The following is a 14,717-nucleotide window of genomic DNA, read 5'->3' as shown; positions in this document are numbered from 1 at the left end:
AGCCATGCCAGTGCTCGAGTTCGTTCATCCTCAGCGCTTCGTCGCCGGTACGGTCGGCGAGCCGGGGGCCCGTGAGTTCTACCTTCAGGTGCGCGACCCGCGCCGCGTCGAGGGCGTCGCCATCGAGAAGCAGCAGGTGGAACTCCTCGCCGAGCGTGTTGCCGAACTGCTCGACGAGGTGGGAGCCGACCGGGACGTTCCTGCTGCGCCGCAGGACAACGACCCCCTCGAGCTGCCTGTCGACCCGATCTTCCGGGTCGGCAGTATGAGCGCCGCGTGGAATCCGACGACGCAGTTGCTGAGCATCGAGTGCCACGACCTCGAGCACGAGGTGGGCGCCAGTGACGAGACCGACGGCGAGCAGACGACTCTGCGCGTCGTCATGACCCCCAGCGTGGCGCGAGAGTTCTCCCGCCGCTCGATCGCCCTCGTCGCGCAGGGCCGACGTCCGTGCCCGCTGTGCAACGAGCCGCTCGATCCCAGCGGTCACGTCTGCCCTCGAGCCAACGGGTACCGCCGCCGTTGAGCGAACCCAAGGAATCGGGAGGTTCGCTCCCTGAGCACGCTCGGTGGACGCTCGAGGGGCGACTCGTCGAGGCGTCCAACGTCGTCCTGCGCATGGCCGACGTGAGTTCACTCGCCGCGGTGCCGGACGACCCGAGCGAGCTCCCGGACGACGCAGCCCGCGCCGTGTTCAAGCCCGTGGCGGGCGAGCGTCCGCTGGCCGACTTCCCCCGAGGCACCCTCGCGCACCGGGAGGTTGCGGCGTCTCTCGTGTGCGCCGCGCTCGGCTGGGATCACGTTCCCGAGACCCGGTGGTTCGAAGACGACCTGGGCGAAGGCTCACTGCAGCGCTGGGTGGGCCCCCTCGTCCCGACGGAGCAGGCACACGTCGCGCTGCTCGACGAGGAGGAGTTCGTCTCCCAGCAGGGGTCGGTCCACCCGATCGCCGCGTTCGAGGGTGAGGAGGGACCACTCGTCCTCGTCCACACCGACACGCCCGCCCTGCGGCGAATCGCCGTGTTCGACACTGTGACGAACAACGCAGACCGCAAGGGCTCCCACCTCATCGAGACACCCGAGGCACTGTTCGCCATCGACAACGGCCTCACCTTCCACACCGACGACAAGCTGCGCACCGTCCTGTGGGGCTTCGCCGGTGACCCACTGGAGGAGCCGATCGAGGCGGCGCTTCGCCGCCTTGTCGCGGCGCGAGGGGAACTCACACAGGGGTTGGCCCCGCTCCTCACACCCGCCGAGATCAAGGCGCTGCACGCGCGCACCGACGCACTGCTCGAAGCCGGCACCTTCCCGGACCCACCCGAGGAGCGCTACGGCCTGCCCTGGCCGCCGCTGTGAGCGCGTTAGGCTGGGCCGCGTGAAATCGTGGTCCGCGCCCTCCCTGCCCGCCGTCTCGACCACCGCAGGAGCGGACACGCCGTTCGCCCTCTTCGACACGGCCGCCGGGAAACCCCTTCCGATCGAGCCCGCCGAAGCAGCCGGCATGTACGTCTGCGGCATCACTCCGTACGACGCGACGCACCTCGGTCACGCGGCCACCTACGTCACCTTCGACCTGGCCCACCGCGTCATGCGGGACATGGGCATGAAGGTCACCTACGTCCAGAACGTCACGGATGTCGACGACCCACTGCTCGAACGTGCCACCCGTGACGGTGTCGACTGGCGCGACCTCGCCACGAGCGAGATCGAGCTCTTCCACGGCGACATGGAAGCCCTTGCCGTTCTGCCGCCGCAGCACTACATCGGCGTCGTCGAGTCCATGGGCTCACACGCCGCCAATGTTACGAAGCTCGTCGAGTCCGGCGCGGCCTACGCCTCGCCGGTGCCCGAGGGTGAGGACGTCGCCGACGGCGCGGCGGACATCTACCTCGACCTCGCGCAGCAGCCGACGTTCGGCGACCTTTCGCACTGGAGTCGCGAGCAGATGCTCGACGTCTACGCCGACCGTGGCGGCGACCCCGAGCGGCCCGGTAAGCGCGACGCGCTCGACCCGCTCCTGTGGCGCGCGGAGCGCGCGGGGGAGCCCGCCTGGAACGGCGGTTCGGTCATCGGACGCGGTCGCCCCGGATGGCACATCGAGTGCACCTCGATCGCGCTCGAGCACCTCGGTACCGGTTTCACTCTCCAGGGCGGCGGCACCGACCTCGTCTTCCCGCACCACGAGATGAGCGCGGTCCAGGCCGTCGCGCTCACCGGGCAGGTGCCCTTCGCCCGCCACTACGCCCACCAGGGCATGGTCGGGTACGAGGGCGAGAAGATGAGCAAGAGCAAGGGCAACCTCGTCAAGGTCTCCGTGTTGCGCCGTGAGGGCGTCGACCCGATGGCCATTCGTCTCGTCATGCTCGCGCAGCACTACCGCAGCGACTGGGAGTACACCGACGCCATGCTCGAGGCGGCCAAGGAGCGACTGGCACGCTGGCGTGCCGCCACGTCGAACGATCGCGGCGACGCCGAGCTCGTCGTGGCCGCCGTGCGCCGGGCCCTGCGCAACGACCTCGACACCGCGTCGGCGCTCGCCGCCGTGGACGCTTGGTGTGAGACCGCGGAGAACGAGGCCATCGGTTCCGGTGGCCAGGTCCGCGAAGCGGTCGAGGCCCTGCTCGGCGTCCGCCTCTGAGTCACACTCCGACTCTCGCGAGGATCGGCCCGTCCCCACCTGGAGGCGGGCCGGTCCTTGTTCGTGCGCTCAGAGCTGGTCGTCGTCGCGGCGGCGCAGGAACTGCTCGAACTCCTGCGCGATGGCGTCTCCCGACGCCTCGGGCAGTTCGGTGACGTCGACGGTGTTCTCGAGCGTGTCGACGTAGGACGCCATCTCACCGTCCTCCGCCACGAGGTCGCTCACACCCCGTTCCCACGCACGCGCCTGCTCCTCGAGATCGGCCAGGGGAAGCGGCGTCTCGAGAAGGCGCTCCAGCGCGCTGACGACGGTCAGGGAGACCTTCGGCTGGGGCCCACCGAGCGCGTATCGAGGAACGGTCACCCACATCGAGAGCGTCTCGTACGCAGTGCGACCGAGAGCATCGACGAGCACCCCGACGATGCCCGTCGGTCCGATGTAGGTGGGTGTCCGTGCGTCGTGGGCCGCCCGGGTCACCGGCTGAGGGGACGTGAAGGCGACGGGGAACGGACGCGTGTGGGCCACTTCGCCGTCGAGCACGCCGCACAGGACCACGCGACGGGGGTTCACGTCGTCGAGCATCGTGAGCAGTTCGTCGAGGAACGCCTTCCAGCGGAACGACGGTTCGATGCCCTTGACGAGCAGCACATCACCCACCCCGGCCATCACCGCGTGGTGGACCTCGGTCGTGCGCCAGATGATGCGCCGCTCGCCGTCGACGACGTCGACGCGCGGCTGGTTGACCTGGAAGTCGTAGTAGTCCTGAGGATCGATGTCGGCCCACAGCCGGGCCTTCGTCTGGGTGACGAGGTGGTCGACGGCGTCCAGGGCCGCACCGGACACGTCGTTCCACCCCTGGAACGCGACGATGACGGTGGGCGCGGTCTCGGTGACGAGTTCGAAGTGACGACGCACTGCGGGCACCCCTTCGGGTCGAAAGATCGGCAAGCGTTCCAGTATGCGGCCACGAGGCTGCGCGCACCAAGGCCGGTACCTCGCTCCCGCTTAGCATGTGGCGTTCAGACCATCTTCGGTGAAGGGACGTCACGTGAGCAGCCGCTCCAAGACAACGACCGACCAGGACGAGTTCGTCACGACCAGCACGGATCGCACGGACGAACTCAGGCGCCTCCTGAGCGATCGCCTCCTCATCATGGACGGCGCCATGGGAACGATGATCCAGCGCGCCGGGCTCACCGAAGCCGACTACCGCGGCGAGCGTTTCGCCGACTACCCGAGCGACCTGCGGGGCAACAACGACCTGCTCTCGCTCACCGCGCCCGACGTCATCGAGGGGATCCACCGCGAGTACCTCGAAGCCGGCGCCGACATCGTCGAGACGAACACCTTCAACGCCCAGCGAATCTCGCTCGCCGATTACGACATGAGCGACCTCGCGTACGAGCTCAACGTCGCCTCGGCGAAACTCGCGCGCAACGCCGCCGATGCCGTCGCCACCGACGAGCGTCCCCGCTTCGTGGCCGGGGCCATCGGCCCGACGAACCGCACCGCGTCCATCTCGCCGGACGTCAACGACCCGGGCAAGCGCAACATCTCCTTCGACGAGCTTGTCTCGGCCTATCTCGAGCAGGCCGAAGGCCTGGCCGACGGCGGCGTCGACATCATGCTCGTCGAGACGATCTTCGACACCCTCAACGCCAAGGCGGCTCTGTTCGCACTCGACGTCCTGTTCGAGCAGCGCGGCCGCCGTTGGCCCATCGTCATCTCGGGCACGATCACCGACGCCTCGGGACGTACGCTGTCGGGCCAGACGAGCGAGGCGTTCTGGAACTCGGTGCGCCACAGCAAGCCGCTGGCCGTCGGCCTCAACTGTGCACTCGGCGCGGACGAGATGCGACCGTACGTCGCCGAGATCTCCCGCATCGCAGACTGTTTCGTTTCCTGCTACCCGAACGCGGGGCTGCCGAACGCCTTCGGTGAGTACGACGAGACGCCCGACGCGATGGCGGGGGTCGTCACGACGTTCGCCACCGACCGACTCGTCAACATCGTCGGTGGATGCTGCGGCACGACCCCGGACCATATCGCGGCCATCGCGGAAATGATCGAGAAGCTGCCGCCACGCCCGGTGCCCGAGATCGGTTCTGCTCTAAGGCTTTCCGGCCTCGAGCCCTTCACCGTCGACGACGACTCGCTCTTCGTCAACGTCGGTGAGCGCACGAACATCACCGGTTCGGCTCGATTCCGCAAGCTCATCAAGGACGGCGATTACCCCACCGCCTTGTCTGTGGCTCGTCAGCAGGTCGAGAACGGCGCTCAGATCATCGACGTCAACATGGACGAGGGGATGATCGACGGCATGGAGGCGATGGACCGCTTCTGCAAGCTCATCGCGTCCGAACCCGACATCAGCCGTGTTCCGGTCATGGTCGACTCCTCGAAGTGGGACGTCATCGAAGCCGGGCTCAAGTGCATCCAGGGCAAGTCGATCGTCAACTCCATCTCGATGAAGGAGGGCGTCGAGCCTTTCGTCGAGCAGGCGCGACTCGTCAAGCGCTACGGCGCTGCGGCCGTCGTCATGGCCTTCGACGAGGACGGCCAGGCCGACACTCTCGAGCGGCGCAAGGACATCTGCCGACGCGCCTACGACATCCTCACCGGCCCCGAGGTGGGCCTGCCGGCCGAGGACATCATCTTCGACCCCAACATCTTCGCCATTGGTACGGGTATCGAGGAACACGCCAACTACGGCGTGGACTTCATCGAGGCCACGCGCTGGATCAAACAGAACCTGCCGGGTGCCCTTGTCTCCGGCGGCGTCTCCAACGTCTCGTTCAGCTTCCGCGGCAACAACCCCGTGCGCGAGGCGATCCACGCTGTCTTCCTCTTCCACGCCGTCTCCGCGGGGATGGACATGGGCATCGTCAACGCGGGCGCGCTCGTCGTGTACGACGAGATCGACCCCGAACTGCGCGACCTCGTCGAGGACGTCGTGCTCAACCGTCGACCCGACGCCACGGAGCGCCTCCTCGAGGCCGCCGAGCGCTTCAACACCGGCGACGCCGTCGCCGAGACGAAGTCCGAGAGGTGGCGCGAGGAGCCGGTGCGCGACCGCATCACGCACGCCCTCGTCAAGGGCATCGACGACTTCATCGAGGACGACACCGAGGAGATGCGCGCGGAGCTCGAGGCCGAGGGAAAGCGCCCGCTCGAGGTGATCGAGGGCCCGCTCATGGACGGCATGGGCGTCGTCGGCGACCTCTTCGGTGCTGGCAAGATGTTCCTGCCCCAGGTCGTGAAGTCGGCCCGGGTCATGAAGAAGGCCGTCGCGTACCTCATCCCCTTCATCGAGGCGGAGAAGGTGAAGAGCGGCACGACGGGCAAGCAGACGAACGGCACGGTCGTGCTCGCCACCGTCAAGGGCGACGTCCACGACATCGGCAAGAACATCGTCGGCGTGGTTTTGCAGTGCAACAACTACGAGGTCATCGACCTCGGCGTCATGGTGGCCGGGCAGAAGATCCTCGACGCTGCCCGTGAGCACGAAGCCGACATCATCGGCCTGTCGGGCCTCATCACGCCCTCGCTCGAGGAGATGGTGAACGTCGCTGGGGAGATGCAGCGGCAGGGCTTCGACCTGCCCCTGCTCGTCGGGGGCGCCACGACGTCGCGCGCACACACCGCCGTCAAGATCGATCAGCGCTACGACCAGCCCGTCGTGTGGGTCAAGGACGCCTCGCGCTCCGTACCGGTCGTTGCCGCGCTCCTGTCGAAGGGCGCCCGTCGCGAGGCGCTCCTCGCGGACGTGACGGCCGACTACGACTCCCTGCGTGCGCGCCACGCGGCCAAGCGTGACGACCGCGCGCTGCTCAGTCTCGATGCGGCTCGGGAGAACCGCCCGCCGCTCGACCTCGGTGCTGTGCCCGCCGCGCCGACACTCGCCGCGGACGGTGCTCCGGTGACACGCACGTTCGCCGACTACCCCGTGAGCGAGCTGCGCGAGTACATCGACTGGCAGCCCTTCTTCGCCGCGTGGGAGATGAAGGGTCGCTTCCCGGACATTCTGAGCAACCCCGCCCAGGGTGAGGCAGCACGCAAGCTCTACGACGATGCGCAGGAGATGCTCGACCGTGTCGAGGCCGAGGGCTGGCTCCACCCGGCCGCCGTCATCGGCTTCTGGCCCGCCGCGGGCGACGGCGACGACACCGTCCTGTTCACCGACGCCAAGCGTTCCGACGAGCGTGCTCGTCTGCATCACCTGCGCCAGCAGGGTCAGCACCGCGAGGGCGTGCCGAACCGTTCCCTGGCCGACTTCGTCGCGCCGCAGGGCTCCGGCGTGGACGACTGGGTCGGCGCCTTCGCCGTGACCGCCGGTACCGAGCTTCCGGCTCGGATCGCCGCGTTCAAGGAGGAACTCGACGACTACTCCGCGATCCTGCTCGAAGCCCTGGCCGACCGATTGGCCGAGGCGCTCGCCGAGCGCATGCACGAGCGCGTTCGCACCGAGTTCTGGGGTCACGAGGCAGGGGAGAACCTCTCCAATGAGGACCTCATCGCGGAGCGCTACACCGGCATTCGTCCCGCGCCCGGGTACCCGGCGTGCCCCGAGCACACGGAGAAGGACACCCTCTTCGAGTTGCTCGACGTCACGCGTGAGATCGGTGTCGAACTCACCGAGTCGCGTGCGATGTGGCCGGGAGCGTCGGTGTCCGGGTGGTACTTCGCCCACCCCGAATCGCGCTACTTCGTCGTCGGACGGATCGGGCGCGATCAGGTGGAGGACTACGCTGGGCGAAAGGGCTGGTCGGTGAAAGACGCGGAGCGTCATCTCGCCCCCAACCTCAGCTACGACCCGGAAGACTGACCGTGAACCCGACGCCCCACCTCACGCGCCTCGAGCAGCGTGTCACGCACGCCCCGACGAGGCCTCACGGCGTGCTGTGGGACATGGACGGAACACTCATCGACACCGAGCCGTACTGGATGGAGGCCGAGAACGACCTCATCGAGTCGCACGGCGGCACGTGGAGCGACGCCCAGGCGTTCCAACTGGTCGGCAACGCGCTCATCGTCTCGGGGCGCATCATCAAGGAACAGACCGGCATTCCCCTCACGCCGGAGGAGATTGTCGACGCCCTGCTCGAACGTGCCGTCGTCAAGCTGCGTGAGCACGTGCCGTGGCGACCGGGGGCTCGCGAGCTCCTGCTCGCGGCGCGCGACGCGGGTCTGCCGTGCGCCCTCGTCACGATGTCGTACGAGTCGTTCGCCCGGGTTCTCGTCGATTCCCTGCCTGCGGGGACGTTCGAAGTCGTCGTCACCGGCGACATGGTCGAACACGGCAAGCCGCACCCGGAGCCGTACCTGCGGGCCGCACACAACCTCGCGCTCGCGCCCGAGCAGTGCGTCGCGATCGAGGATTCGGCGACGGGCGTGCGCTCGGCCGTCGCGGCCGGCGTCCCCACGCTCGCCGTGCCGCATCTCGTCGAGATTCCGCAGCTCGACGGCCTCGTGGTCGTCCCCGACCTCGCCGCCGTCAGCCTCGACGACCTGCCGCGTCTGGCAGAGCGGGCTCGGGCGACGCGCTGACGCTCGAGCCGGCCCGGCAGGCCGTGGCACAGGCGAATGTGACCGAAAATCGCAGATGGGTACGCCGTTCGCGCATGTGGACGTAGATCGCAGATGGGGTGGACACGGACGGAGACAAGAGTCGGTGAGGGGCGGAGTCGCGTCGCTCCACGCCTCACCGTTGCGAACCCGTCAGTCCTGGGGCGTGGGGGTTGCCAGGGCGTGGGCGGTGTCGGGTTCGACGTAGACGCTGCGCCCGAGCTCGACGAACGTCTTCGACATCTGCTGCATGCCCTCACGGGCCTCGCTCTCGCTGACGACGCGCTGCTGGGCGCCGGCGTCACCGAAGCGGTCGCGCACGTCCTGACTGATGCGCATCGAGCAGAACTTCGGCCCGCACATCGAGCAGAAGTGTGCCGTCTTCGCCGCCTCGGCGGGCAGCGATTCGTCATGCAACTCGCGCGCGGTGTCGGGGTCGAGCGACAGGTTGAACTGGTCGTTCCAACGGAACTCGAAGCGCGCCTTGCTCAACGCGTCGTCCCACGCTCGCGCGCCGGGGTGGCGCTTCGCGACGTCGGCGGCGTGCGCCGCGAGCTTGTACGTGATGACGCCGGTCTTGACGTCATCACGGTTCGGCAGCCCGAGGTGCTCCTTCGGCGTGACGTAGCACAGCATCGCGGTGCCACCCATCGCGATCGTCGTCGCGCCGATGGCGGAAGTGATGTGGTCGTAACCGGGTGCGACGTCGGTGACGAGCGGGCCGAGCGTGTAGAACGGCGCGCCGTCACACCACTCCTGCTGCAGGCGCACGTTCTCCTCGACGAGGTCGAGCGGCACGTGCCCGGGGCCCTCCACCATGACCTGGACGTCGAACTGCCATGCCCGCTTCGTCAGCTCGGCGAGGGTGCGCAGCTCGGAAAGCTGCGCCTCGTCGTTGGCGTCGGCAGTGCAGCCAGGGCGCAGGCCGTCACCGAGGGAGAAGGCGACGTCGTAGCGGGCGAAGATCTCGCACAGCTCGTCGAAGTGGGTGTAGAGGAAGTTCTCCTCGTGGTGCGCGAGACACCAGCCGGCCATGATCGAGCCGCCGCGGCTGACGATGCCCGTGATGCGCTCGGCCGTCATCGGCACATAGCGCATCAGCACGCCGGCGTGGATCGTCATGTAGTCGACGCCCTGCTCGCACTGCTCGATGACGGTGTCGCGAAAGATCTCCCACGTCAGCTTGTCGGCCTCACCGTTGACCTTCTCGAGGGCCTGGTAGATCGGCACAGTGCCGATCGGGACGGGGGAATTGTGGATGATCCACTCGCGCGTCGTGTGGATGTCGTCACCGGTCGACAGGTCCATGACGGTGTCGGCGCCCCACGTCGTCGCCCACGTCAGCTTGTCGACCTCCTCGGCGATCGACGACGTCACGGCCGAGTTGCCTATGTTCGCGTTCACCTTGACGAGGAAGCGGCGCCCGATGATCATCGGCTCGCTCTCCGGGTGATTGACGTTGGCCGGAATGATCGCGCGCCCGGCGGCGACCTCGTTGCGCACCAGTTCGACGGCGCAGTTCTCGCGGGCGGCGACGAATCGCATCTCGGGGGTGATCAATCCCCTGCGGGCGTAGTGCATCTGGGTGACGACGGCACCGCCCTTGGAGCGCAGCGGTGCGCGACGTTCGCCGCGCCACTCGCGGCTCGCCTCACCGCGTCGGACGGCCGAGCGGCCGTCGTCGAGCAGGGTGCGTTCCCGACCGGCGTAGGTCTCGACGTCGTCGCGCTCGGCGATCCACTCGGCGCGCAGCGGCGGCAGCCCGACCTCGGGGTCACTGCCCGGGCCGGAGGTGTCGTACAGCTCGACGGGAGCGTTGGCCGCGCCGGTGCCGGGGGAGTTGTCGAGGATGACCTCGGTGTAGGGCACGCGCAGGCCGTCCGCGTCGCGGTACTGCTTGCGGCGAGCGTCCGATCCGTCAGCGGGGGTGGTTGCGCGCGTCTGAACGGCGGCCGACGTCGGCGACGTGGCTGCTCGGTCGGTGGTGGCCGCGAGCTCGCGGGAGTTGAACGTCGTCATGATGGTGCCTCCTTCGGATCGGGCGAAGGCACGGCAAGACCCCACGCAACAGATGTCGACGAACGTCGGCACCGAACGGAGGATGAGCGACCACGAGGTCTCCTTGGCTGCCTGCGCCGGCATGATCCGGGTCAGGTCGGGTAGCGGTCGGAGCAGTATCAGCTCCCTCTCAGCCCTGTTCTCAGGACTCCCACGAAGGACGCTTCCGACTATGGCACATCCCGGCAGACGAACGTGACGAAGGGGTCCGTCAGGTTCATGACGAACCTGACGGACCCCTTCCGGTCACGAGTCGTGCTCAGCCGCGCAACATCTCTTCCATCGTCGGCACCGCGACGAACGGATCGCGCGCCCGATTGCGCGTATCGGCAAGCGTACGAAACGATTTCGACGATGTTCTCGGCGCCTCTTCAACCTTGGACGAGCGCGCCTCAGAACTGCCGTTCACCGCCACGTCCGCTCCGCCGAGCCCGCGCTCTAGCTGCTGCGTCAACTCATCGGCAGCCTCGCTCGCACGCGCTTCCAGGCCTCGCCCGGCCCATTCGTCGGGCGAGGCGTAGACGGCCGTCGGCATGACGAGCGCCTTCATGTACGCGAACAGCGGTCGCAGGGCCGTGTCCGTCACAAGCGAGTGTCGGGTGGAACCGCCCGTCGCGCCGACGATGACGGGCACGCCGCTCAGCACGCCGTCTGCAGTCGCGTCCCAGAACGACTTGAACAAGCCCGTGAAGCTCGCCTTGTACGTCGGCGTCACCGCGACCACGGCGTCGGCCGCGCCCAGCACCTCGTAGGCGTCCGCGAGCGCCGGGGGAGCGAACCGCGTCAACGACGCCGTCGTGATGTCGTGCGCCAGCGCCCGCAGGTCGATCCGCTGGACGACGACCTCGCCGCCCTGCTCCCGCGCACTCTCGACAACCGCGTCGCACAGCAGCTGGGCGAGACGATGCGTCGACGATTCCTCACTCAGCCCGCCGCTGATCACGGCGAGGCGTGCCGTCCAGTTCGTCATCTGTTCTCCTTCGTCTCGTTGCTCTGAGTCTGGGCCGAACGTCGCCACCGGCGTCGCCCGCCGGGCCCGGTTATCCGAGTTGTCGGCGAACCGGGCTGATGCTCAACGGTCTTCGGCGCGCGTTCCCGTCACGTCGTCGACCTTCGGAGCGCGCGGCGCACCTGTCTCGACGCTGCCCATCTGACCGGCGTCAGCCGAGGGCGTGTCGGTCGCCTGGGCAGCGCGCGCAGCCAGCAGGCTGGCATGCGTCGGGGCGTCTGGCACGCCAGCGGCGCGTCGGACGTCCATCTCGGCGCGCAGCTGCGGCACGACCTTCGTGCCGAGCAGCTCGATCTGGTGCATGACCTCGGCGTGCGGCAACCCGGCGTGGTCGATGAGGAACAGCTGACGCTGGTAGTCACCGACGTAGTCGCGGAAGCCGAGCGTGGCCTCGACGACCTCGTCCGGCGTGCCGACCGTCAGCGGCGTCTGACGCGTGTAGTCCTCCAACGAACCCGCCCCGCCGTAGACCGGCGCGTGATCGAAGTAGGGGCGGAACGTCTCCATCGCCTTCGCCTTCGACTCGGCCATGAACACCTGCCCACCCAGACCGACGATCGCGTCCTGCGCTCGGCCGTGACCGTAGTGCTCAAAGCGCTCCCGGTAGAACTGCACCATCTGCGCGGCGTGCTGCGGCGGCCAGAAGATGTGGTTGTGGAAGAAACCGTCACCGTAGTAGGCGGCCTGCTCCGCGATCTCGGGGCTGCGAATCGATCCGTGCCAGACGAACGGCGCGACGCCGTCGAGCGGGCGCGGGGTCGAGGTGAAGCCCTGCAGCGGCGTGCGGAACTTGCCCTCCCACGTCACGTTCTCCTCGCTCCACAGCTTGCGCAGCAGGGCGTAGTTCTCGATGGCCAGCGGGATGCCCTCACGGATGTCCTTGCCGAACCAGGGGTAGACCGGTCCGGTGTTGCCGCGTCCGAGCATGAGGTCGACGCGCCCGTCGGCGAGGTGCTGCGCGTAGGCGTAGTCCTCGGCGATGTGCACCGGGTCCGTCGTCGTGATGAGCGTCGTCGCGGTCGACAGGATGATGTTCTTCGTCACCGCGGCGAGGTTGCCCATGAGGACGGGCGGGCTGGCGGGGGCGACGAAGGGCGGGTTGTGGTGCTGACCGGTGGCGAAGACGTCGAGACCGACCTCGTCGGCGACCTTGGCCATCTCGACGGTGTTCTCGATGCGCTGGTGCTCGCTGATCGTGCGACCCGTCGTCGGGTCCGTCGTGACGTCACCGACCGTGAAGATTCCGAACTGCATGACCCCTCGGGAAAGTAGTTGAAATTGAAACCATATCTGCCAACCACATCCCGGGTGACTCTATTCCTGCACTACTCCAGGCGCTCCCGGGCGGTTGCCCAGACCCACACAACGCCTCACGACTTCGGGACACCGGCGACCAGGTGTGACATCGTTCACTAAAACCGAACCCTTGAAGGGACCCCACCATGAGCTTTGAGCAACGGCTGTTCACCCTGGCCGAGAAGATCGCAAGCCAAAAGGACGTTATTCAAACGGAAGAGGCGACAAAGAACGCTTTTGTAATGCCCTTCATCAGCAGCATCCTAGGCTACGACGTCTTCGACCCGCTCGAGGTGGTTCCAGAATTCACCGCAGATGTCGGAATAAAGAAGGGCGAGAAAGTCGACTATGCCATCCTGAAGGACTCGGAGGTTCAGATTCTCATCGAGTGCAAGCCCAGCATGGCAGAACTCCGAATTGAGCACGCGTCACAACTCTTCCGCTACTTTTCGGTCACCAACGCGCGGATCGCCATACTCACCAATGGGCAAGTATACAACTTCTACACCGACCTAGATGCACCCAACAAGATGGATGACCGCCCATTTCTAGTTCTAGATCTTCTTGAGGTCGACACAACCCTTCTTCCCGAGCTTCAAAAGCTAACAAAGGAGACCTTCGATCTTGATTCGATCATCAACGCAGCCGAGGAGCTAAAGTACGTCGGCGCCATCAAACGCCTGATCGCAGACGAGTTTTCCGCACCACAGGACGACTTCGTCCGCCTGTTCGCGTCGCAGGTCTACAGCCGTCGACTGACTGTCGAGGTTCGCGACACTTTCACAAAGCTAGTCGAGAAGGCTTGCTCCCAATTCTTGAACGAGAGAGTCAACGATCGCCTCAAGAAGGCACTCGGAAGTGACTACTCGCCGACCTCCCCCAGCGAGCGGGGCGAGACGCCTCAGGGTGAGCATGAGAGTGTCACGAGTGGGCCGGCCGTCGAGGATCACATTGCCATAGACTCCGATGTATTCACCACGGAGGAGGAGCTGGAGGGATACCAAATCGTCAAGGCTATCGCATGCAGCGAACTAAAGCCAATTAGGATTGCGGGCCGTGACGCAAAGTCGTATTTTGCCATCTTGATCGACGACAACAACCGAAAGCCTATCGCTCGACTTTGGTTTAACGGGAAGAGCAAGAAGTATCTCGGATTATTCGACGAAAACAAGAACGAGACTCGACACGAGATCGAGACCCTAGAGGATCTGTACGAGCACGCCGAGGCCATCCGCGCATCCGCACGTCGATACGCCTAGCCAGACCGACACTGCAGGGTAGCGAAAGCGCTCACTCGGGCTCAGTCACCGTCGACATCCCCCAGGTCGGCGCTCGCGTGCGGGTCGAGGGCGAGCACGCCGGCATTGTCGGGCAGCGGCGGGGGAGTGCCGCCCCAGGCGGGACACAGCGACTTGTGGTCGCACCAGCCGCAGAGGAACGACTTGCGTGGACGCCAGTCACCCGTCTGCGCGGCGCGCTCGATGGCTCGCCACAGAGCCGTGATTTTGCGCTCGAGAGCCCGCAGGTCGTCCTCGCCGGGCTGGTAGCGCACGAATTGGCTGTTGCCGAGGTAGACGAGCTGGAGCATGAGCGGCATGACGCCTCGAGTTCGCCAGATGACGAGCGCGTAGAACTTCATCTGGAACAGGGCCTTGCCCTCGAAGAGCTCCGACGGCGAGCGCCCCGTCTTGTAGTCGACGACGCGGATTTGCCCGCCGGGTGCTACGTCGAGCCGGTCGATGTACCCACGCAGGGTGAGGCCGTCGAGGTCGGCTTCGACGTAGAGCTCGCGTTCGGCGGGTTCGAGGTGCTGCGGGTTCTCCAGGTCGAACCACTTCTCGACGAGCTTCTCGGCGTCGCGCAACCACGTCGCGAGGTCGTGGGGCGTGCCGCCCGCGAGTTCGGCGAGTTCGGGTTCGTCGGCGAGCATGTCCTCCCACGCGTGCGGGACGAGGGAGAGCGCGTACTCGAGTGTTCGCTGCGGCGCCTCGACGTCGAAGATGCGCTCGAGCACCGAATGGACGAGCGTGCCGCGCGCCGCGGCCGGGCTCGGCGGCTCGGGTAGCTTGTCGATGACGCGGAAGCGGTAGAGCAGCGGGCACTGCATGAAATCGGACGCTCGTGAGGGGGACAGCGCGGCGACCATTC

The 14,717-nt window shown here is 66.9% G+C and carries 11 protein-coding genes; 6 read left to right on the top strand and 5 right to left on the bottom strand.

Features of this window, described 5'->3' with window-relative positions; all coding sequences use genetic code 11:
* Positions 1 to 4: 4 nt before the first annotated feature.
* The 3 genes from D1832_RS01905 to mshC are packed head-to-tail and all read left to right on the top strand — an operon-like array spanning position 5 to position 2,641.
* Positions 5 to 526: a DUF3090 domain-containing protein gene (locus tag D1832_RS01905; protein ID WP_118912377.1), complete on the top strand. Its 522-nt coding sequence runs from the start codon at positions 5 to 7 to the stop codon at positions 524 to 526.
* Positions 523 to 1,359, top strand: coding sequence for an SCO1664 family protein (locus D1832_RS01900; protein ID WP_206609336.1), 837 nt, complete (start codon positions 523 to 525; stop codon positions 1,357 to 1,359). The genes D1832_RS01905 and D1832_RS01900 overlap by 4 nt, the downstream gene beginning before the upstream one ends.
* A 19-nt stretch (positions 1,360 to 1,378) precedes the next feature.
* Positions 1,379 to 2,641, top strand: coding sequence for a cysteine--1-D-myo-inosityl 2-amino-2-deoxy-alpha-D-glucopyranoside ligase (mshC, locus tag D1832_RS01895; RefSeq protein WP_118912376.1), 1,263 nt, complete (start codon positions 1,379 to 1,381; stop codon positions 2,639 to 2,641).
* 69 nt (positions 2,642 to 2,710) lie between these two features.
* Here the strand turns inward: mshC and D1832_RS01890 are convergent, their stop codons facing one another.
* Positions 2,711 to 3,589 carry a PAC2 family protein gene (locus tag D1832_RS01890; protein ID WP_225910760.1) on the bottom strand — a complete coding sequence of 293 codons (879 nt, stop codon included), beginning with the start codon at positions 3,587 to 3,589 and terminating at the stop codon, positions 2,711 to 2,713.
* A 100-nt stretch (positions 3,590 to 3,689) separates the two neighbouring features.
* Here D1832_RS01890 and metH point away from each other — a divergent pair, with 100 nt between their 5' ends.
* A complete protein-coding gene (gene metH / locus D1832_RS01885) occupies positions 3,690 to 7,466 on the top strand; it encodes a methionine synthase (RefSeq protein WP_118912557.1) in 3,777 nt (1,258 codons plus the stop codon).
* A 2-nt stretch (positions 7,467 to 7,468) separates the two neighbouring features.
* Positions 7,469 to 8,188 carry an HAD family hydrolase gene (locus D1832_RS01880; RefSeq protein WP_241510811.1) on the top strand — a complete coding sequence of 240 codons (720 nt, stop codon included), beginning with the start codon at positions 7,469 to 7,471 and terminating at the stop codon, positions 8,186 to 8,188.
* A gap of 171 nt (positions 8,189 to 8,359) precedes the next feature.
* On the opposite strand, the gene thiC is transcribed toward D1832_RS01880, so the two are convergent.
* The 3 genes from thiC to D1832_RS01865 all read right to left on the bottom strand — a co-directional run bounded on the left by thiC (position 8,360) and on the right by D1832_RS01865 (position 12,527).
* Positions 8,360 to 10,225 carry a phosphomethylpyrimidine synthase ThiC gene (gene thiC / locus D1832_RS01875; protein WP_118912555.1) on the bottom strand — a complete coding sequence of 622 codons (1,866 nt, stop codon included), beginning with the start codon at positions 10,223 to 10,225 and terminating at the stop codon, positions 8,360 to 8,362.
* Between the two features lie 298 nt (positions 10,226 to 10,523).
* On the bottom strand, positions 10,524 to 11,234 hold the full coding sequence (locus D1832_RS01870; RefSeq protein ID WP_118912375.1) for a CE1759 family FMN reductase: 711 nt from the start codon (positions 11,232 to 11,234) through the stop codon (positions 10,524 to 10,526).
* A gap of 102 nt (positions 11,235 to 11,336) precedes the next feature.
* Complete coding sequence (locus D1832_RS01865) at positions 11,337 to 12,527, bottom strand: CE1758 family FMN-dependent luciferase-like monooxygenase (protein ID WP_118912374.1); 1,191 nt, start codon at positions 12,525 to 12,527, stop codon at positions 11,337 to 11,339.
* 188 nt (positions 12,528 to 12,715) lie between these two features.
* Here D1832_RS01865 and D1832_RS01860 point away from each other — a divergent pair, with 188 nt between their 5' ends.
* Positions 12,716 to 13,828 carry a type I restriction enzyme HsdR N-terminal domain-containing protein gene (locus tag D1832_RS01860; RefSeq protein WP_118912373.1) on the top strand — a complete coding sequence of 371 codons (1,113 nt, stop codon included), beginning with the start codon at positions 12,716 to 12,718 and terminating at the stop codon, positions 13,826 to 13,828.
* A 41-nt stretch (positions 13,829 to 13,869) separates the two neighbouring features.
* On the opposite strand, the gene D1832_RS01855 is transcribed toward D1832_RS01860, so the two are convergent.
* The gene (locus D1832_RS01855; protein ID WP_118912372.1) at positions 13,870 to 14,715 is read right to left on the bottom strand and encodes a RecB family exonuclease; all 846 of its coding nucleotides are present in this window, start codon (positions 14,713 to 14,715) and stop codon (positions 13,870 to 13,872) included.
* Positions 14,716 to 14,717: the final 2 nt, after the last annotated feature.

Source organism: Dermacoccus abyssi (assembly GCF_003515945.1).
GTDB lineage: Bacteria > Actinomycetota > Actinomycetes > Actinomycetales > Dermatophilaceae > Dermacoccus > Dermacoccus abyssi.
The sequence above is the reverse complement of the archived record's forward strand: the minus strand, read 5'-3'. Positions and strand labels throughout refer to the sequence as shown.